Origin of the sequence: Saccharopolyspora spinosa NRRL 18395, from assembly GCF_000194155.1 — a bacterium.
Taxonomy (GTDB): Bacteria; Actinomycetota; Actinomycetes; order Mycobacteriales; family Pseudonocardiaceae; genus Saccharopolyspora; species Saccharopolyspora spinosa.
In genome coordinates, this window is the sequence record NZ_GL877882.1 from 171,334 (window position 1) to 189,416 (window position 18,083).

Here is an 18,083-nt window from a genome sequence, read left to right on the forward strand (position 1 = left end):
ACGCGGCGACCATCGCGGCCGGTATGCAGGCGGAGGTCTCCCTGCTCGACCTCAACGAGGACCGGTGCTCGTCGACCTCTCGATCGACCGGGGAGGCTGCTTCGAGGACTCCCGTCCGACCACGCACGCCGAGCCGACCTACGGGTACATGACTCGGTGTTCTGCTGCGTAGCCAACATGCCACGGTCCGTGCCCAACACGTCCACGCACGCGCTGACGAACGTGACCCTGCCGTACGTGGTCGCGCTGGCCAATACGGGCTGGCGCCAGGCAGGTGCGGACGACGCCAGCCTCGGACTCAGCGTCAACACCCACGGCGGGTTGCTGACGAACTCCGTGGTCGCTTGGCCACCGGACCGGAGGCGGCATCTCCGAAGGAGGCACCGGTGGTCGACTGACGTCCCGACCGGTGTTCGGCGCACACATCACCGGAGTGCGTTGACCACGTGCGACGTGCCCCTTCAGCTCCGGGCGGCATGTGCACCGTGAACATGGACCACCACTTTGACCGCGCTTACGGTCGCCGGAAAGCCGATATGGGTAAGTGAGGAAATCATGGCATCGAGCGAGGCATCGGTAGACCGCGAACGGCTTGCGGAGTTCGCTGCGAGGAACGGGATCCACACGTTCAAGATCGGTGCGGTCGACCTGGACGGCGTCTGGCGCGGCAAGCGCGTCTCCAGCGACCACTTCATCGACAGCGTCAGCGAAAAAGGGACGTTCATCTGCAACATCCTGTTCGGATGGGACATCCAGGACGACCCGATCCCCGGCCTGGCTTACACCGGATGGCACACCGGATACCCGGACATCAACTTGAAGCCCGATCTGTCGACGCTCGCCGTTGTGCCGTGGGAGCCGGGCACGGCCTCGGTCATCTGCGACATCTACGAGCGCGACGGCCATCCAATGGAGCTGTCCCCGCGCACGGTGCTGAAGTCGGTGGTGTCGCGAGCCGAATCACTGGGTTTCGACGCACAGGCCGCCTACGAGTTCGAGTTCTTTCTGTTCCGCGGTAGTCCGCGTGAGCTCGCGGCCAGGCAGTGGCGCGACCTCGAAACCGTCTCGGACGGCAACCATACCTACAGCGTGTACCGCGACACAGGCACCGAGTTCGTCATCGGTGAGGTGCGCCGCCAGCTCGCCGAGTACGGCATCAAGATCGAGGCGAGCAACAGCGAGCACGGTCCCGGCCAGTTCGAGGTGAACATTCACTACTCGGACGCGCTGCGGGCCGCGGACAACGCGATGCTGCTCAAGCACGCGGTGAAGGAGCTCGCCGCCCGCAACGGCTTCACGGCCTCGTTCATCGCCAAGGTGAATCCCGCGTGGGCCGGTTCGTCCGGGCACGTGCACCAGAGCCTGCTGAACAAAGACGGTACCTCGGCCTTCGCCAATGCGGACGATCCGACGCGGCTCAGCGACATCGGTAGCAGCTATCTTGCCGGGCTCGTCGAGCACGCCTCGGATCTCACCGCCCTGTTCCTGCCCAACATCAACTCGTACAAGCGGACCGAGGGTGGCGAGTGGGCCGGATCGAGCTCCACCTGGGGCTTCGACAACCGGACGGTCGCCATCCGCTCGATTCCGGGGGCTGGGCCCGCCGCCCGGGTCGAAAACCGCGTGGCAGGCGCCGACGCGAACCCCCACCTCGTGCTCGCCGCGAACCTGGCCGCCGGGCTCGACGGGATCGAGCAGAATCTCACCCCGCCGCCGCCGGTCGAGGGCAACGCCTACGCCCTGCCCGCCGGGCAGGCTCCGCTGCTCCCCGCGAACCTCGGGGACGCGGCGGACAAGCTCGAAGCGAGCATCTTCGCCCGGAAACTGCTCGGCGAGCGTTTCGTCGACCACTTCGTGTCGACCCGCCGCTGGGAATTGAAGAAGTTCGGTGCGGCGGTGACCGAGTGGGAGATCGCGCGGTACCTGGAGCACACCTGATCCACGATCGAGTTTCTGCTGAATTCGAAAGGCATTTCCATGCTCACTCATGAAGGACGTTTCGCGGCTGTCACCGGCGCCGGCTCCGGCAACGGCAGGGCGATCGCGGAGACACTGCTGGCCGAAGGTGCCCGCGTGGCACTGCTGGACATCGCGCCGGAGTCGGTCAAGGAGGTCGCCGCGGAATACCCCGCAGCTGTGCCGATCAGCGCTGACGTCGCCGACCAGGGCTCGGTGCGGGAGGCGGTCCGCGCGATCGAGAACGAGTTCGGACGGCTCGACCTGCTGGTCAACAACGCCGGCATCGTCCGGTCGAGCAACTTCGAGGATCTTCCCCAGCAGGAGTGGGACCAGGTCTTCGCGGTGAACTCCACCGGGCCGTTCCTGATGAGCCAGGCCGCGATGCCGCTGCTGCGGCATGGTGTGCAGCAGCGCGGCGGGGACGCGACCGCGGCGATCGTGAACATCACCTCGGTCGAGGCGCACATCGTGATCTCCAGCAGCGGGCACCCGCAGGTGCACTACAACGCCTCCAAGGGAGCTCTGCTGCAGCTGACGCGCGCGCTGTCCGTGGAGTGCGCTTCCTCCAAGGTGCGGGTCAACGCCGTCGCGCCCGGGTTCATCGAGACGCCGTTCACCCGCGACGTTCTCGGCAACCCCGAGGTGAAGGCCTGGCTGCTGGAGCGCACGCCGATCGGCCGGATCGGTAGGCCAGAAGATGTCGCGAACGCCGTGTGCTTCCTCGGCGGCGACAAGGCGAGCTGGATCACCGGCACGACGCTGTTCGTCGACGGCGGGTGGACGGTCTACTGACATGGAACGTCCGCTCATTGCCATGTCCGCGGCCCTGGAGGTGCTGGGCACCGCGTTTGGTGACCGCGACTGCACCAAGCTGGGAGCCGATTACACCAACGCGGTTTACGCCGCGGGTGGCCAGCCGGTGATCATGCCGGTGTCGCCGGCACCCGTATCGGGAATACTGTCCAGAATGGACGGTCTCGTGCTCACCGGTGGAGGTGACCTCGATCCGTCGCTGTACGGCGAGGAACCGGACAAAGCCGTCTACGGGATCCGCAAGGACCGGGATGCGTTCGAAACGGCGCTGTATCAGGAGGCAATAGCGCTGGGCATGCCGATCCTGGCGATCTGCCGAGGCCTGCAGCTGGTGAACGTGCTGCGTGGCGGGACGCTCCTGCAACAGATCGAAGACGAGCAGTCGCACTGGCAGGAAAACCCGCCGACGAACATGAGCCACGCCATCACGGTCGCCAGCGGCAGCTCCCTGGCGGCCACGTTCGGGAACGCGGGCGAGGCCAAGGTCAACAGCTACCACCACCAAGCTGTGAAGGACCTGGGCGCAGGCCTTCAAGTGACCGCCGTCTGCGGCGACGTGATCGAAGCCGTCGAGGCGGCCGACGCCGACCTCGTCGGGGTTCAGTGGCACCCCGAGCATCTCGCCTCGACCAACGACCAGCAAGCCGGTCTCTTCACGCAGTTCGTGCAGAGGGCCGCCGAATTCCGCACCACAGTTTAGGAAGGTTTCCATGTCCGAAAACGTGACCGCCGGGCGGGAGTTCGACTACCACGGGCCGGCACTCGACAACGTCTTCGACACCTACAAGCAACTCCGTGAGCAATGCCCGGTCGGCAAGAGTGAGAAGCACGGCGGCTTCTGGTACGTCACCAAGAGCGAGGACATCTTCGCCGCCGAGCAGGATCCCGACACCTTCGCGGTAGCTCCGTCGATGCTGATGCCGGCCTTCGGCACCGACATGCCGCTGATCCCGATCGACATCGATCCGCCGGACCACACAGACTACCGCAAGGTCCTGCTGCCGCTGTTCACGCCGAAGGCGATCGCCAAGCTCGGTGACGGCATGCGTCGCACGTCGCGCGAACTAGCGCAGGAGGTCGCCGGTCAGGAGGTGGTCGACGCCTCGCACCTCTTCGCGCGTCCGATGCCGACCATCATCTTCAGCCGGCTGGCCGGGTTTCCGGAGAAGGACTGGCCGAAGTTCGACCGTTGGGTCGACGACATCATCTACGAGCGCACCGACAACCCGGAACGCGCGTGGAACGCGGGGCGAGAGGTCATCGAATACTTCGACGACCTGCTCACCTCCCGTGCGGACGAAGAACCGGCCGACGACCTCATCGGCGTTCTCCAACAGGCCGAGATCCAGGGACGCAAGCTCACCCACGACGAGCTGCTGTCCTACTGCTACCTGCTGTTCCTGGCGGGCCTGGACACGACCGCGTGGGCGATCCGCTCCAGCCTGTGGTACCTCGCGCAGAACCCGGAGGCTCAGCGCGTGCTGCGCGAAAACCCGGACGAGATCCCCACGGCCGCAGAGGAATTCCTCCGCACGCTCTCGCCGGTGCAGGGTATGGCCCGCACTTGCAAGAAGGACACCGAGCTCTCCGGGCAGAAGATCAAGGCCGGCGACCGGCTCGTTCTCGTCTTCGGCGCCGGCAACCGCGACCCCGAGGTCTACGACGACCCCGACGAGATCCAGATCGACCGCCAGAACAACCGGCACCTCGCGTTCGGAGGCGGGATCCATCGCTGCCTCGGATCGAACCTCGGTCGGCAGGAACTCGTCGTCGCGCTCGAAGAATTCCTCGAGGTCGTTCCCGAGTTCTCGCTGGCGGACCCGAGCGAGCCGTGGCACGGCGTCGGTCCGCTGACGCTCCGGATTGGAAAGTGATCGACATGTACCGCATTTCGGTTGACTCGAGCAGGTGTCAAGGCCACGCGCGCTGCATGGCCTTCGCGCCCGAGGCGTTCGACTTCGACGACGAGGGCTATGCGTTCGTCCCGGATGGGATGGCCGAGACCGCCGAGCTGTCGGAGAGCATCCGTCGCGCCGAAGCGAACTGCCCGGAGCGCGCCGTCAAGATCGAGGAAGCGTGAACCGATGACCCTCACCGGTGATGTGCTGGTGGTCGGGGCGTCGGTAGCCGCCGGTGCGTTCGTCGCGCAGCTGCGCGAAGACGGCTTCGAAGGCCGGGTCCTGGTCGTGGACCAGGACCCGGACGCGCCCTATGACCGGCCGCCGCTGTCCAAGGAATTCCTCGCTGACTCCGCCCAGTCGCCGGGTGCACCGTGGTGGCACGACGACTGCGAATTGGTGCGGGGGAGGGCCACCGCACTGGATGTGGCCACCTCGACGGTGCGCGTCGAGTTCGAAGACGGGTCGGAAAGTGCTCTGGCGGCGGAGCAGATCGTCATCGCCACCGGTTCGGCGCCGGTGCGTCTGCCCGGTGAGCCGGCCGGGGTAGCGCAGTTGCGCACAGCAGCGGATGCGCGCCGGATCCGTGACTCGGTCGCTCCAGGGCGCAGGGTCGTGATCCTCGGAGCGGGCACGATCGGCACCGAGCTGGCGTCCAGCCTCACGCTGGCTGGCGCCCAGGTCAGTCTCGTCGACCTGGCCGACAAACCCCTGGACCGCTTCCTCTGCGGGCACCTCGGGGCCGAGGCCGCAGCGTGGATCCGGGATGCGGGAGTCTCGCTGCACCTGGGCTCGCGTGTCGAAGGCGTCCGCAAGCAAAGCGGCGGCTGGCGCGTCGTGACTTCTTCCGCTGAGCTATCGGCTGACCTCGTGGTCAGCGCGGTCGGCACGCGCCCCGCGACCGCCTGGTTGGCGGGATCGGGGCTGGACGTGGCCGACGGAGTTCGCTGCGACGACAGGGGAACCGTACTTGATACGTCCGGCTCTCCCGTGTCGGGCGTGCGCGCCATCGGCGATGCTTCGGCATGGGGCTTGATCGGTGCAGATGCTCGTCGGCGCGAGGACTGGACCAATGCGCAACGGCAAGGGCGCAACGTGGCGCGTGCCCTGCTGGGAATGATCCCGGTGCATGTGAACGCGGAACCGGCGTATTTTTGGAGTCACCAGTTCGGTCGGAAAATTCAAGTCTTGGGACACCCGGACCGTGAGGCTACGCTCGTCCAGCATGTCGACGAACCGCAGCGAAAGGCGGCGTTCTACACGCTGGAGCGCGGTGCGGAGACCGTCGCCTGGATCGCCATCAACACACCCCGGGAGTTCGCCATGACCATGCGGAAGTCCATCCAGGCCCTCGGCTGAGCAGGCCACATGAGCGTCCCGACACAGGATTCAGGTGGCTTCAAAGCGCAGCTCGACCAGATGACCGAAAAGTTGGTCGCAGTTGAGCGTCGCGCTGAGACCTTGGCGGAATTGAACCGCCTGATGGTCCAGGGCGGGGATCCGACAGCGCTCGTGCAGCGGGCCGTCGACCTGGTGAAACGCGCCACCAAAGCAGCAGGGACGTTTGTCTATATCTGGGATCCTGAGATCGAGCGCCTGGTGCTGCGGGTCGCCACCACAGGTCGCCAGGCGGCCCACGTCGGCGAGATCCAGCTCCGCCTCGGTGAAGGCGTCACCGGGTGGACGGGACTGATGCGGCAGACCGTCAGACTCGACGAAGACATCCAGAGCGATCCCAGGTTCGTCAACTTCTCGGTTCTCGAAGAGCACCAGTTTCATTGCATGGTCGCAGTTCCCGTCGCGGTGCCGGGCGGCGAACTGCTGGGTGTGTTCAGCCTGTACGCGGGCGAGCCGGCCGCGTTCGACACCCACGACGTGGAGTTGGCCACCGAGGTCGGAAGTCTGCTGGCCAACGGCCTGGTCCATGCCCAGACCGTGAAAGACCTGCGCAGGGAGTCGGCGGTCTCCCGGTTCCTTATGACCCTGCCCGCGGACGCCACAAGTTCGCTGCAACGCTGCGTCGACGTCATCGCCGAGGCGATTCGTGACCAGGCGGACGCGGCGTTCTGCTCGCTGGAGCTCGCCGAACGGGGAACTCCCGACGGCAACGTCCGCCCTGGACTCGCCTTCGCCGACGACGTCGACAACGCGGTCGTGGTGTCTGCGCGATCAGTCCGGGCGAGGGCTGAACTGCACGACCTGGCCCAGCAGATCGGTTCCGGGCTGGAGAAACTCACGATCTCTTTCGGCACTCTGTTCCCGCTGGGTGCCATCACGTGTTATCGCGCGCGGCCGTTCACCGAAGCCGACAAAGGCATCGTCGATGCGCTCGCGGCGCAAGCGGCCACCCTCGTATCATCACTGAGCTGTCCGGCCATGACGACACCGTTGGCAGGCAGGTTGGCGGGGGCTCCCACACGGGAGAGCGCAGACCGGCTCCTTCGTGACCTGGGCTGGCGTCCCGGACCCACGCAACCGGTGCAGGTGCAGGTCAGCGGGACGCGATACACAACGCCGTCGGCCTTCGAACGGGTTGTGGACGCGCTTCGCGAGATGCGCGGTGGAATCGAAGGAATGGTGCTGGTCCCATCGGCGCCGGTGGTTTCGCTGTTGGTGCCGTACCAGCCCGAGCAGTGGAAGGGCTTCGAACACGCGTTGCGCACCACCATCCGGCAGCTGCGGACCGAGTCGAATGGTGGGGTGACGGCCGGTATCGGTCCGGTGGCCAACGACGTTTCCGACCTGGTCTCCGCGCTTGAAAGCGCGGAGACCGCAGGCGCGTGGGCGCAGTTGCTCGGTGACCGCGGTTCGGTTGCCCATCACGAGGACTTCGCACACCTGAGGTTGCTCCCTCGAGTCGCTCTGGACATCGGGGAGGATCTGCGCGATGTCCTGACCCGCATTTCCGAGGTCATACGCTACGACCTGCGCAACGGCACGGCGCTGGCGTCGACCCTGGAGGACTACCTCGCGAACCGCTGCTCGGTGACCGACACCGCCAGCGACCTGTTCATCCACCGCAACACGCTGCGCCAGCGGCTGGGACGCATCGAGGAACTCGTCGGGCGACCGGTCGAAGGCCTCGGGGACTGGGCGGTCGCGGCGCTGGCGGCGCGGCTCGCGCTGGCCGGCGAGCCGCGGCTGGTGCGGACACAAGCCCGGAACGCTGCGAGCGGCGAATGACCGGTCCGAACCCGCGTTGTGGGTTCGGACCGGTCATTGGCAATCCGCGGGTTTACTCGTCGGGAAGAGCCTCCACGGCGTCTTCGCGCAGCGTCCCGATCGCCGCGAACCGGGCCGGGGCCCTGCGGCGCAGCCAGATCGCGTACAGGAAACCGGTCGCCGCGATTGCCAGCACGTACACCGGGATGAACGTGACGATGAGGGAGTCGGCGCCGGCGAGGAAGGTGAGGTTTTTCAACAGGAGACCGACGACGACGAGCTGCGCCACGGCGCCCACGATCGGGGCGGCGAGCGTCTTGAGGTAGTCGCCGGTGCTGTGGCGGCCGACGCGGTTGAAGTAGCCGATCACGGCGATGGACACCAGCAGCTGAACGACCAAGACGGCCAACGTGCAGAAGATCGGCAGCCAGGTGCCCAGATGCAGGATCGGGTCCGCGCCACCGATGGCGAAGATCGCAACCGTGGTGATCGCGATCGCGGCCTGCACACCGGCGGCCAGGTGCGGCGACTTGTGCTTCGCGTGGGTTCTGCCCAGCGCCTCGGGGAGGATCCGGTCACGGCCCAGCGAGAAGAAGTACCGCGCGGCATTGTTGTGGAAGGCGAACGAGCACGCGAAGAATCCCGATACCACGAGGAAGTCCATGAGCGTGCGCACGAACGGCAGCGTGTACATGTCGGCCAGCTTGAAGTAGTACTGGTCGAGCAGCGTCTCGGCTTGCGCGGGGGAGTCGCTGCCGAAGCCGACGATGGCCGCGTAGGCGGCCAGGGCGTAAAAGACGCCGAGGGTGATCACGGCGATGTATGTCGCGCGCGGCACGCTTTGCTTCGGATCCATCGTTTCTTCGCCGTAGATCGCGGTCGTTTCGAAGCCGATCCAGGACCAGAACGCTAGGAAGAAGCCGATGCCGACGGCTGGTGCGGCGCCCCACTGCGCGGGGTCGAATGCGACGGCCATCTGACCGGACGTACCGCCGGATCCGATGGTGAACACGTCGACCACGAGGACGATCAGCACCTCGAGCGTCAGCAGCAAGCCGAGAATGCGTGCGGTGAGGGTGACCCGGTAGTACGAGATTACGAACATCGACGCCAGCGCGACGATGCTGCACCAATACCAGGGCACGCTCAGCCCGAAGTAGTTGCTGAGGAGTGCGGAGGCGTAGTGGCCGAAGCCGCCCTGGATCGCAGCGGTGATCATGCTGTACGCCGCGAGAATCGTGAAACCCACCGCGAGTCCCACGGGCCGGCCGAGGCCCTGCGAGGCGAACGTGTAGAAAGCGCCCGCTGCGGTGATCCGCTTCGCCATCTGGACGAACCCGACGGAGAACACCAGCAGAATGAGTGTCGTGGCGAGGTAGGTGAGCGCGGTGGCGAGTCCTGCGCCGCTGGACAGGGAAATCGGGATGTAGGTCGAGACTACGACCAGCGGAGCGGCGGCAGCCGTCACCATGAGCACGATATGCAGGAAGTTGATCGAGCTGCGCAACAGGTCCGTGGACGCGCTGCGCACCGACGTCTTCCTCGGGGGAGCCGCGGCTTCGGGTTTGGAAAATCGGGTCATGATCCTGCCTTCCTGCGGTGGCTCATCGCTGCCCGGGCATGCGGAGCATGGATGGGCGATTCGGTGACGTTAGCCACGGCGGGGCGGCAGCTGTATGTCCATGCGGACCACATCGGCGGACCGGGCATGTGCAGTACGCAGTGAGTCCTCAAGTGCCTGGTCCCGGCGCCGGGATGTGCACGGGATACGTCGGATCGCCCCAATGATGTGCATTTGTCCGCAGACGGTGGTGGGCGGGCAAGGGCTTTTCCCAATCAATGCCACTCCGAGTAACGAATAATCGCGCAGCGCGTTGTTGCGCGTCGTCGCTGGCGGCCGACCACATCGACGGCCACTACGACCCGGAGAACGGCATCACCGCCGAAGGCGGCCACATCAAGCGCCCACAAAGCCCCGGCGTGGGAAATCACCCCCGACGAAACCCTCTTCGGTACCCCAACGGCATCCTTCTGAGAGGCGGCACCGGTGAAGATCGAGAAAGTCGAGCTCTACCAACTGGATCTGCCCAATGCGGGCGGTGTCTACCAGCTCTCGGGCGGACAGAAGGACGGTCCGTGCCGGAGCGAGCGCTGCGGTGCGTCGTCGACAGTCGCGGGATGCGAAGAGCCGGGTCATCACCAGGCAGATCAGCTTCAAAGCCACGATCAAGCATCGTGGCCTTCGCTGGGGTTCGGCACGCTCAGGTCTCGGCCGGGTCGCCCCAGATACCCAGGAGGTCGTCGCGAGCTGGAACGCCAGGCCGAGGTCACCGTCATCACGTCGTCGTGTGGCAGGGAGAAGTTGTGCACGAGCTCGGCGGCCACCGCTGCGGGGATGGCTGCGGCCGTCGTTCTGCCGACAGCCCGGGCGACGAGCAGGGCGAGCATCGGCCGCACCGCCTTGCCCGCGGGCGTGGTGACCGGCCGACCGGCCGCCGGACACCGGCGGTGGCGCTGAGCGCGTTCGCTGCATCATGGGCTACTGCTTTCCGTCGAGGACGGGGACCACCTGCCGGGGTCGAGTGAGGTCGTGCAGGGCCAGCAGCCCGGGCCGATCCGTGCTGATCAGGTCGGCGGATCGCTTGCTGTAGCGGCCGCACCTGCGGCTCCAGTGGTAGTTGCCCGAAGATGGCTTCCGGGCGCGAGCAGCGTTCCTAGGTGCGGACGAGGCTGACCAGGTTCTTCTCTCTCCGCGCGCTTCGCCCTTCTCGAGGGAGCACACGTCGTTGACGCCAAGGTGACCTCGGCGGCGTTTTTCCGGGGGTGGCCCCTTGAATGGCGGCGAAGGCTGCCGGAGGCCGCGCCTGAAGTGGGGCGCCGGCCCCGCCGCATGGCGACGTGGCCGGCGCACGGGCTCAGCGGCCGAGGGCCGGGTCGCTGACTGAGGGGCGGCCGTCCTCGAGGTGGCCGGCGAACGTGCGGCTCCAGGCGGTTCCCGGTACGGCGACGGTCACGTCGTACCAGCCGCCGGAGGCGCGGGTGTCCAGCATTGTCCGCCGCTCCTGGACCGGGACGGCACCGTGGTAGGCGTCCTCGACCACCACGGTCACGCCTTTGGGGGCGGTCACGGTGATGACGAGCGTCCGGCTGTCGCCGTGGCGGCGGACCGTGACGGCGGCGGAGTCCTTGGTCGTGTCGCCGGCTAACCGGCGGAAGAAGCCGTTGGGTCCATGCAGCTGCACGTCGTACACCCCGGACACCGGCCAGGACGCCGTTAGGTCGTCGCCCGCACCGATGGTGTAGCTGTGCGGGGCCCCGGCCGGTGCGATGAGCCGGGCCTGGACGTGCACGCCGAGCTCGCCTTTGTTCGCGAGCTCGACCTTGATCCCGCCCTTCGAGGGCAGCTCGTGGACGTCGAGGTCGTAGCCGAGCGGGCGGGCCGGACGGGTGCCGGGCTCCTGCCTGGGCATCGCCCCGGCGGCCGGTGCCGTCGGGCGGTAGCTCGGGTGCCGCTTGTTGTCGAACGGCTTCCAGGCTTCGGTCGACGGCAGCACCGGCAGCTCTCCCACCGTGCGGGAGAAGTCGAACGCCGAGGTCAGATCACCGGCCACGGCGCGACGCCACGGGGTGATGTTCGGCTCCTTGACGCCGAAGCGCTTCTCCATGAACCGGATGATCGAGGTGTGGTCGAAGGTCTCCGAGCAGACCCAGCCGCCCGTGCTCCACGGCGAGATCACGAACATCGGCACCCGCGGGCCCATGCCGAACGCGCCGGCGACGTACCCCGGATCGCCCGGCTTGCCGGCGTAGAACTCGTTGTCGGTGGGCACCGTGGAGGCGCCCGGGATCAGCTGGTTGTTGGCGTGCGGTGGCACGAGGTGGTCGAAGAACCCGTCGTTCTCGTCGTAGGTGACGAACAGCGCGGTCCGGCTCCACACCTCGGGGTTCGAGGTGAGCGCGTCCAGGACCTGCGCGAGGTACCAGGCGCCGTAGTTGGTGGGCCAGTTCGAGTGCTCGCTGAAGGCCTCGGGCGCGGCGATGTAGCTGACCTGCGGGAGGTTCCCTGACTGCACGTCCTGGCGGAGGATCTCGAAGTAGCTCTGGCCGTCGCGGGCCTGGGTGCCGCGGCGTGCCTTCTCGTACAGCGTGTCGCCGGGCTGGGCGTTGCGGTAGTTGTTGAAGTAGAGCAGCGAGTTGTCGCCGTAGTTGCCGATGTAGGGGTCGTTGGTCCAGCCCCAGAACTGGTTGCCACCCCCGAGGCCGATCCCCTCGTCCTGGTAGACCTTCCACGAGATGCCAGCCGCTTCAAGCCGCTCCGGGTACGTCGTCCAGTCGTAGCCGAGCTCGTCGTTGTAGAGGACCGGGCCACCGCCCTTGCCGTCGTTGCCGGTCCAGCCGGTCAGCATGTAGTAGCGGTTCGGGTCGGTGTTGCCGATGAACGCGCAGTAGTAGGCGTCGCAGACCGTGAACGCGTCGGCCAAGGCGTAGTGGAACGACGCGTCCTGGCGTTCCAGGTAGGCCATCGTCACCGGGGTTTTCGCCGGGATCCACCGGTCGTAGACGCCGTTGTTGAACGCCTGCTGGCCACCCTTCCAAGCGTGGTCGAGCCCCTGCAGGAACTGCGCGCCCAGGTCCTCGGCGGTGGGGTGGAAGGGCAGGACCTCACGGACACGGACGCCGTTGGTCTGGTGCCACACTGTCTTGCCGCTCGGCAGGGTTGCCGGGTGCGGGTCGCCGAACCCTCGGACGCCGCGCAGCGAGCCGAGGTAGTGCTCAAACGAGCGGTTTTCTTGCATCAGGACGACGACATGCTCGACGTCCTGCAGCGAGCCGGTGGCCCGGTTCGCGGGGATGGAGGCGGCGCGCGCGATGGTCTGGTCGAGCATCGTCAGGGCGGCGGCACCACCGGCGATGGACAGGAACCTGCGGCGGTCGATGTCGACCATGAATGTGCTCCTCGGCTACGGGGACGCGGTTGCCCCGACAGCCTCGTGGCACTGGTTGAACGCTCTATTAGAGGCCGATGACGCGGAAGTGGCGCCCCGCCGGAGAATCAGGTATGTAGCGGCTATCGGCCTCGCCTACCTCGAGGACCGGGTGCGGACCCGTGAACAGCGCCCGCAACGCCACGGCACGCAGTGGCTCGAACGCGACGGCAAGCAACGCCTGTTCCCCCATGTGGAAGAGCTGGACAAGGTCAACGATCATCGAGCAGCCCTCGGGTCGCAATCCTTACCGAGACATCGCCCATGCGTGGCGGGCTCCGTGAACCGCGAAGAACCGCACGCTTAGGTTGATATTGTCGCAGCTCAGCGCGATGAGCTACACTCCAGCGCGGCTAGCGGCCAAATCCCGCGACCTCAACGCCTTGGTGGTCACCGACCCGACGGGCAGGCCGATAGGCGTGGTTACCGAAGTCGACATCCTGACCAAGCTGGAATTCCACGGCGGCGCCGACTATCCACCTCTGCTGGCCGGAGCGCACAGCCGCAGCCGCTGGCACGAATCATCCGCCCAGATCACCGCCGACCTGATGATCACACCCGCCAACACCGTCACCGCCGACATCTGCCTCGGCATCGCCACCCACATCCTGGCAAGCCAACGCCTCCGTCGGTTATGCGTCGTGGACGACACGAGCCGCCTCATCGGTATGCTCGCTCGCCAAGACGTGCTGCGCCTGTTCCTCCGCTGTGACAGCAAAATCGCAGCCGACATCGGACGGGAGGTCAACGCCGCTGCCCGGGGGCCGCATGACGTCACCGACGGTGTTGTCACCCTCGCCCGCAGACTCACCTCCGCAGCGCCGTCGAACGCGTCGGCCACATCGCCCATCACGTCGCGGGTGTCATCGCCGTCCACAACAACCTCACCTACGACGCCGACGCCCTCCATGATCACCGGCCTATGACAACCGTCCGGCCATCGGCCGCACCCAGCCCGATCAGCGATGACCATTCCTCGCCGAATCGCGAACAACAGAGATTAGAGTGGGAACCATGTTCATGCCGCCTGTAGAAGTCTTCGCGGCGATCGAGTCGGCGGCCGAGGCCCGGTCGATGCTGGAGCAAGCCGATCTCGGCGACCCGGCTCAGCGTGACTGGATGCACTACGAGGTGGCGCTGCTGGCGCATTGGGCGGCACTCGTCACCAAGGCCGGCGAATACACAGCGCTCGGCGAAGGCCTGGCCGACTTCGCCGCACGCTGCGAGCACCTACTCGATTCCGCAGCCCGCTGTGGTAAGCCCGGCCAGTAGCACCAGGGGTTCTGCCTGGCCTTCCCCAACCTGGTAGCGATCTTCGCGTGGAACGAACTGGTGAACGACGAACCCTGGGCGGCGAGAGATGCGGTCGAGGTGGCGGGACAGCAGGTCTAGAAATCCAGGAACACGCCGGCGTTGAAGGGAGGCTGGCCAGGTGGAGCGGGTCTGTTTTGAGGAGGAGACATGGCTACCAAGCAGCGGAAGCCGGCGGGTGCTGGGGGGACGACGGTGAATCTCCCCGGCGTTACGGCCGAGTTCCACCGCCCGGATCATTACATCCCTACTCGTGATGATCTTACTGGCGCGGCCGAGACTGTTCGGGGCTATCTCCCATCCGGCCAGATGATGGCCTTCTACGGTGGTCTTGGGGCGTTGGCGGTGTTGTCGGTGATCGACTGGCCGGTGGCGGCGGTTATCGGCGTGGGTGTCGCGGTCGCACAGCGGGCCGGCAGCGCGGCGTCGACGTAATCCGGTTGCCACGGTCCAGGCGCGAATGAGCTGCTGAGCATGCTGCGACGGGACTCTCAGGCCACGGGTACCGGCGCGGTTCGCCGCGCAGCGGTTTGGCGTGGAAACGCACCGCGAACTGCTGGCGCACCTCACCGCTGGCGTACACCATGACGTGGCCCGGGTCGGTATAGACGCCCGCTAGGCCGGTCACGGTTCCGAGGACGCCGACTTCCTCCTCCACCACCTCGCGGCGCGGGCCGTCGGTACGCGATCGCCGGTGTCCGGTTCGTTTCACGCCGAGAGCCCCAGTTGAGACCGGCGTCCTGACCACGAGGAGACGATTGACGCGCGGGCGGACAGTGGTGGCGCGGCCACGGCAACGGGCTGTGGCAGTTCGCCTCGGGCTGGCTGCTGGCGGTCCGCGATGCGGGCATCAACGCCTACCGGCTTGAGCAGTCCGAGCGGCGCCTCTGATTCGCGGGTGGTTTTCCGGTATTCGGGTACCGGCGAACGACGCACTGGTGGTGCTTCCACGCGAGGGCACCTGCCGGACGATGCCGATTCCGCAGTGCTATGGATGTTTGACCGTGGTCGGAAATCGGGCGCCACCAACAACTTTCTGCCCTCGACATCCCGGTCGGCGTTCGTACAGCATGTCGACATGGACATCTCGTTGGTGCTCCTGGTCATCGTCACCGCTATGGTGTTCGATTTCACCAACGGATTCCACGACACCGCGAACGCAATGGCGACCTCGATCGCCACCCGCGCCCTCCGGCCGAAGGTCGCAGTCGGGATTTCGGCCGTGCTCAATCTCGTGGGTGCTTTTCTGTCGGTCCAGGTGGCCCAGACAATTTCCGGCGGAATCGTCAACGAGGCCCGGATCGGTCCGTCGGTCGTCTTCGGGGGTTTGGTGGGCGCGATCCTCTGGAACCTGGCCACCTGGTTGGTCGGGCTGCCATCGAGTTCCTCGCACGCGCTGATCGGGGGGCTCATCGGTGCTACGTGGGTGGCGGCCGGTTCCAGCGCGGTGCACTTCGCCACGGTCGTCGAGAAAGTGATGGTGCCTGCGCTGGCGTCCCCGGTGATCGCGGGAGTGGTGGCCATGATCGGCACTTACCTCGCCTATGTCCTGACCCGCCGCACCTACCGATCGGTGCGTGTGGGCGGGTTCCGGGCCGGTCAAGTGGCCTCTGCCTCGCTGGTATCGCTGGCGCACGGCACGAACGACGCGCAAAAGACGATGGGCGTGATCACGCTGACGTTGATCACGGCCGGCGCGCTGCCCGTGGGTTCGCGTCCGCCGGTGTGGGTGGTTCTCATCGCCGGGCTGTCCATAGCGGTGGGTACCTACTTCGGTGGGTGGCGAATCATCCACACCGTGGGCAAGCGCATCACCGAGATCGAGTCGCCGCAGGGTTTTGCGGCGGAGGCCAGCACCGCGGCGGTGATCCTTTCCAGTTCGCATGTCGGTTTCCCGCTGTCCACCACGTACGTCGCCTCGGGCAGCGTCGTCGGAGCGGGTGTCGGCAAGAAACTGGCCGAGGTGCGCTGGGGGGTGGCCGGGCAGATGGTGGTCGCGTGGGTCCTGACCTTGCCCGCCGCGGCCGCGATCGGTGCAGTGGCCAGCGGGGTCGCCTCGCAAGGCGTCGGCGGCACGGTGCTCGTCGCCGTGGTCGCTCTCGCGCTGGCGGCGGGCGCCTTTTGGGTGTCGCGACGATATCCGATCAATGCGAAGAACGTCAACGAAGTTCCCGTGGGCTGAGAGGGGCCGGAGCAGCGATGCACATCAGTTGGACCGGACTTGGCAGCGTCTTCGTGGTCTCGCTGGCCGTTGGCGTCGTCGTCGTGGTGCTGTTCAGTCTGGGCATCGTGGCCATCGGGAAGCGCACGGCCGCGTTCGAGCGACACACGTCGTCGCTAGGGCCCACCGTGACAGCGGCATTGTGCTTTGCAGCCTGCGTCGTGCTTGTCGTCTACGGTCTCTATCTCATCGTCGCGGGCTGACCGACTGGTCGGCTCACAACAACTTGACGAGTTGCACGGCACCCGGTCTTGATCAAGATCGCTGCGCCTGTCGCGATGAAGACCGAGGGCGCCAGCCATTTGCCCAGATGCGTCAGCGCCGACACCACATTCTTGTTGCTCCCGAGCAACCAGGCTGCGACCCACCAACACCGCGACCATCACCAGGAACACTGCCACCGACAGCGCGATTCGCTGCGCGTCCAGTGTCAGGAACAACGCCGTGTAGACCGGAACCTCGTAGGCGCCGTGCGGGGCCCTGATGGGCACGTTTGACGCCGCCTCGGCGCGGCTGGCACCGCTTGCTGGCCGCCGGCGCCCGATGTCGGCGGCACGGTGCTCGATGCCGCCGAGGCCCGCCGGATGATGGCCGCCTCGCCACCTCCACGCAGCGCCGTCCCGTCGGTCGGGGAGGTCACCGACCGGTGCGTTGGTTCCCTGCGCGTGCGCTTGTAGCACCCCGGGACGGGGTCGAGCCCGCTTCCAGCGGCGGACTACCTGCACGGCGGGGGATGGGTGTTCGGTGACCGGACTCCCACAACGGCGTCGAGTTCCGGGGCTTCAGGTTCGTCTGGCGGGACTCCGCGATTTTGCGTAGGACTCCGATTGGGCCCCGGCTGGTACGGCCTCGACCGCGAGTCGCCAGGAGTACACCACGGCGGGTTGCAAGGCGTACTGGCGCAAATGACCCACTCCGGCACCTCGCCCCGGGACCTCGGCGTTTGCCGGGCGAGCAGGGGTCTGAAGACTTCGTGAAGAAGGTTTGAACCCACGTTGGGCATGCTTCGTTATGAGGGTATGAAGCCACGTTGGACATGCTTCATCTCGGGAGGGAAGCCGATGCTTGGGAGTGCGGACATGATGGCAAACGATCACGGCACGGTGCTCGCCACCATGATCTTCAACCTGGTAGCCCCGGCGGGAGTGATCGCGCCAGTTGGCGTGCAGCTGCGGTACGACAGCCGCAATCCGTACGAGATCTCCATGAAGCTCAACGTAGGCACGGACGGTCAGGTGGACTGGGTGATCGCCCGCGACCTGCTGGCCGACGGGCTGATCGCCGAGGCAGGCGAAGGCGACGTGCGGATCCGCCCCCGGCTGGACTCTTCGGGTGTGGTCGTGATCGAGTTGAGCTCGCCGTCAGGGCAGGCCTCCTTCGAAGTGAATGCTGACCAGCTTGCGGACTTCGTGAACGACACCTACGACGTGGTGGCACCCGGTGACGAACACCGGTGGATGAACGTCGACGAGGTGCTGAGCCGGCTGCTCTCGCACAACCTGTAGTGGCCCGGTTCTCCCGAAACGCCGCACGCCAAAGCGCTGGCTGCGGGACCTGGCGGCGCTGAACACCTGAAACTCCGCCGCGCTCGTCGTGGTCGGGCCGGAAGTGCCCCGTTGCGGAGGCAGGCCATCATCGTGGCGGCGGCCGATCTCCACGGCACACTTTCTTGCTGTTTCGGCAAACGGGAGTGGCCGGGGGCACGCCGGTCCGCTGGCGATGGGGCGACGGCGC

Annotated in this window: 16 protein-coding genes and 3 pseudogenes; 15 read left to right on the forward strand and 4 right to left on the reverse strand. The window is 66.7% G+C overall.

The genetic code is table 11. The features are described 5' to 3' along the window. Nucleotides 1–55: 55 nt before the first annotated feature. The 8 genes and pseudogenes from SSPN_RS63365 to SSPN_RS0136415 all read left to right on the forward strand — a co-directional run. A pseudogene (locus SSPN_RS63365) lies at nt 56–345 on the forward strand (alanine dehydrogenase); the annotation flags it as partial. Nucleotides 346–555: 210 nt separating this feature from the next. Next, on the forward strand, nt 556–1,938 hold the full coding sequence (locus SSPN_RS0136385) for a glutamine synthetase family protein (protein WP_010314770.1): 1,383 nt from the start codon (nt 556–558) through the stop codon (nt 1,936–1,938). A gap of 39 nt (nt 1,939–1,977) precedes the next feature. Further along, nucleotides 1,978–2,751, forward strand: a complete 774-nt coding sequence (locus SSPN_RS0136390; protein ID WP_010314772.1) for an SDR family NAD(P)-dependent oxidoreductase — start codon at nt 1,978–1,980, stop codon at nt 2,749–2,751. A 1-nt stretch (nt 2,752) separates the two neighbouring features. Continuing rightward, a complete protein-coding gene (locus SSPN_RS0136395) occupies nt 2,753–3,472 on the forward strand; it encodes a gamma-glutamyl-gamma-aminobutyrate hydrolase family protein (RefSeq protein WP_029536083.1) in 720 nt (239 codons plus the stop codon). A 10-nt stretch (nt 3,473–3,482) separates the two neighbouring features. Further along, complete coding sequence (locus SSPN_RS0136400; RefSeq protein WP_010314777.1) at nt 3,483–4,646, forward strand: cytochrome P450; 1,164 nt, start codon at nt 3,483–3,485, stop codon at nt 4,644–4,646. Nucleotides 4,647–4,651: 5 nt separating this feature from the next. After that, entirely contained in the window at nt 4,652–4,852 is a 201-nt protein-coding gene (locus SSPN_RS0136405; RefSeq protein ID WP_029536084.1) for a ferredoxin, read from the forward strand. 4 nt (nt 4,853–4,856) lie between these two features. Next, nucleotides 4,857–6,029, forward strand: coding sequence for an NAD(P)/FAD-dependent oxidoreductase (locus SSPN_RS0136410; protein ID WP_010314781.1), 1,173 nt, complete (start codon nt 4,857–4,859; stop codon nt 6,027–6,029). Nucleotides 6,030–6,152: 123 nt separating this feature from the next. Beyond that, on the forward strand, nt 6,153–7,853 hold the full coding sequence (locus SSPN_RS0136415) for a helix-turn-helix domain-containing protein (protein WP_237710950.1): 1,701 nt from the start codon (nt 6,153–6,155) through the stop codon (nt 7,851–7,853). Between the two features lie 52 nt (nt 7,854–7,905). Here SSPN_RS0136415 and SSPN_RS0136420 read toward each other — a convergent pair whose 3' ends face one another. The 4 genes and pseudogenes from SSPN_RS0136420 to SSPN_RS0136430 form a co-directional block, all read right to left on the reverse strand. Beyond that, nucleotides 7,906–9,363 (reverse strand): APC family permease, encoded by a 1,458-nt coding sequence (locus SSPN_RS0136420; protein ID WP_010314784.1) that lies wholly within the window; start codon nt 9,361–9,363, stop codon nt 7,906–7,908. An 803-nt stretch (nt 9,364–10,166) separates the two neighbouring features. Then, nucleotides 10,167–10,322: pseudogene (locus SSPN_RS61055) on the reverse strand (polyprenyl synthetase family protein); the annotation flags it as partial. A gap of 425 nt (nt 10,323–10,747) precedes the next feature. After that, nucleotides 10,748–12,778 carry a phosphocholine-specific phospholipase C gene (locus SSPN_RS0136425; RefSeq protein ID WP_010314785.1) on the reverse strand — a complete coding sequence of 677 codons (2,031 nt, stop codon included), beginning with the start codon at nt 12,776–12,778 and terminating at the stop codon, nt 10,748–10,750. Nucleotides 12,779–12,845: 67 nt separating this feature from the next. Beyond that, nucleotides 12,846–13,040 carry a hypothetical protein gene (locus tag SSPN_RS0136430; protein WP_010314786.1) on the reverse strand — a complete coding sequence of 65 codons (195 nt, stop codon included), beginning with the start codon at nt 13,038–13,040 and terminating at the stop codon, nt 12,846–12,848. 109 nt (nt 13,041–13,149) lie between these two features. On the opposite strand from SSPN_RS0136430, the gene SSPN_RS47580 reads away from it, so the two are divergent. The 7 genes and pseudogenes from SSPN_RS47580 (at nt 13,150) to SSPN_RS0136460 (ending at nt 17,854) form a co-directional block, all read left to right on the forward strand. Further along, nucleotides 13,150–13,743 carry a CBS domain-containing protein gene (locus tag SSPN_RS47580; protein WP_101376627.1) on the forward strand — a complete coding sequence of 198 codons (594 nt, stop codon included), beginning with the start codon at nt 13,150–13,152 and terminating at the stop codon, nt 13,741–13,743. A 94-nt stretch (nt 13,744–13,837) separates the two neighbouring features. After that, nucleotides 13,838–14,089, forward strand: a complete 252-nt coding sequence (locus tag SSPN_RS47585; protein ID WP_143539593.1) for a hypothetical protein — start codon at nt 13,838–13,840, stop codon at nt 14,087–14,089. 189 nt (nt 14,090–14,278) lie between these two features. After that, entirely contained in the window at nt 14,279–14,563 is a 285-nt protein-coding gene (locus SSPN_RS0136445) for a hypothetical protein (protein ID WP_010314790.1), read from the forward strand. A 345-nt stretch (nt 14,564–14,908) separates the two neighbouring features. After that, nucleotides 14,909–15,019: pseudogene (locus tag SSPN_RS63155) on the forward strand (DUF1348 domain-containing protein); the annotation flags it as partial. 187 nt (nt 15,020–15,206) lie between these two features. Further along, nucleotides 15,207–16,310, forward strand: a complete 1,104-nt coding sequence (locus SSPN_RS0136450) for an inorganic phosphate transporter (protein WP_029536085.1) — start codon at nt 15,207–15,209, stop codon at nt 16,308–16,310. A 17-nt stretch (nt 16,311–16,327) separates the two neighbouring features. After that, on the forward strand, nt 16,328–16,552 hold the full coding sequence (locus SSPN_RS0136455; RefSeq protein ID WP_010314795.1) for a hypothetical protein: 225 nt from the start codon (nt 16,328–16,330) through the stop codon (nt 16,550–16,552). Nucleotides 16,553–17,428: 876 nt separating this feature from the next. Beyond that, on the forward strand, nt 17,429–17,854 hold the full coding sequence (locus tag SSPN_RS0136460; protein ID WP_010314798.1) for an SsgA family sporulation/cell division regulator: 426 nt from the start codon (nt 17,429–17,431) through the stop codon (nt 17,852–17,854). The last annotated feature ends 229 nt before the right edge of the window (nt 17,855–18,083 follow it).

Coding starts and splice junctions, on each gene's coding strand:
- SSPN_RS0136425 (WP_010314785.1), bottom strand. CDS start 12,778: ATGGTCGACATCGACCGCCGCAGGTTCCTGTCCATCGCCGGTGGTGCC.
- SSPN_RS0136405 (WP_029536084.1), top strand. CDS start 4,652: ATGTACCGCATTTCGGTTGACTCGAGCAGGTGTCAAGGCCACGCGCGC.
- SSPN_RS0136450 (WP_029536085.1), top strand. CDS start 15,207: ATGGACATCTCGTTGGTGCTCCTGGTCATCGTCACCGCTATGGTGTTC.
- SSPN_RS47585 (WP_143539593.1), top strand. CDS start 13,838: ATGCCGCCTGTAGAAGTCTTCGCGGCGATCGAGTCGGCGGCCGAGGCC.
- SSPN_RS0136385 (WP_010314770.1), top strand. CDS start 556: ATGGCATCGAGCGAGGCATCGGTAGACCGCGAACGGCTTGCGGAGTTC.
- SSPN_RS0136400 (WP_010314777.1), top strand. CDS start 3,483: ATGTCCGAAAACGTGACCGCCGGGCGGGAGTTCGACTACCACGGGCCG.
- SSPN_RS0136415 (WP_237710950.1), top strand. CDS start 6,153: ATGGTCCAGGGCGGGGATCCGACAGCGCTCGTGCAGCGGGCCGTCGAC.
- SSPN_RS47580 (WP_101376627.1), top strand. CDS start 13,150: ATGAGCTACACTCCAGCGCGGCTAGCGGCCAAATCCCGCGACCTCAAC.
- SSPN_RS0136455 (WP_010314795.1), top strand. CDS start 16,328: ATGCACATCAGTTGGACCGGACTTGGCAGCGTCTTCGTGGTCTCGCTG.
- SSPN_RS0136390 (WP_010314772.1), top strand. CDS start 1,978: ATGCTCACTCATGAAGGACGTTTCGCGGCTGTCACCGGCGCCGGCTCC.
- SSPN_RS0136410 (WP_010314781.1), top strand. CDS start 4,857: ATGACCCTCACCGGTGATGTGCTGGTGGTCGGGGCGTCGGTAGCCGCC.
- SSPN_RS0136430 (WP_010314786.1), bottom strand. CDS start 13,040: ATGATCGTTGACCTTGTCCAGCTCTTCCACATGGGGGAACAGGCGTTG.
- SSPN_RS0136460 (WP_010314798.1), top strand. CDS start 17,429: ATGATGGCAAACGATCACGGCACGGTGCTCGCCACCATGATCTTCAAC.
- SSPN_RS0136445 (WP_010314790.1), top strand. CDS start 14,279: ATGGCTACCAAGCAGCGGAAGCCGGCGGGTGCTGGGGGGACGACGGTG.
- SSPN_RS0136395 (WP_029536083.1), top strand. CDS start 2,753: ATGGAACGTCCGCTCATTGCCATGTCCGCGGCCCTGGAGGTGCTGGGC.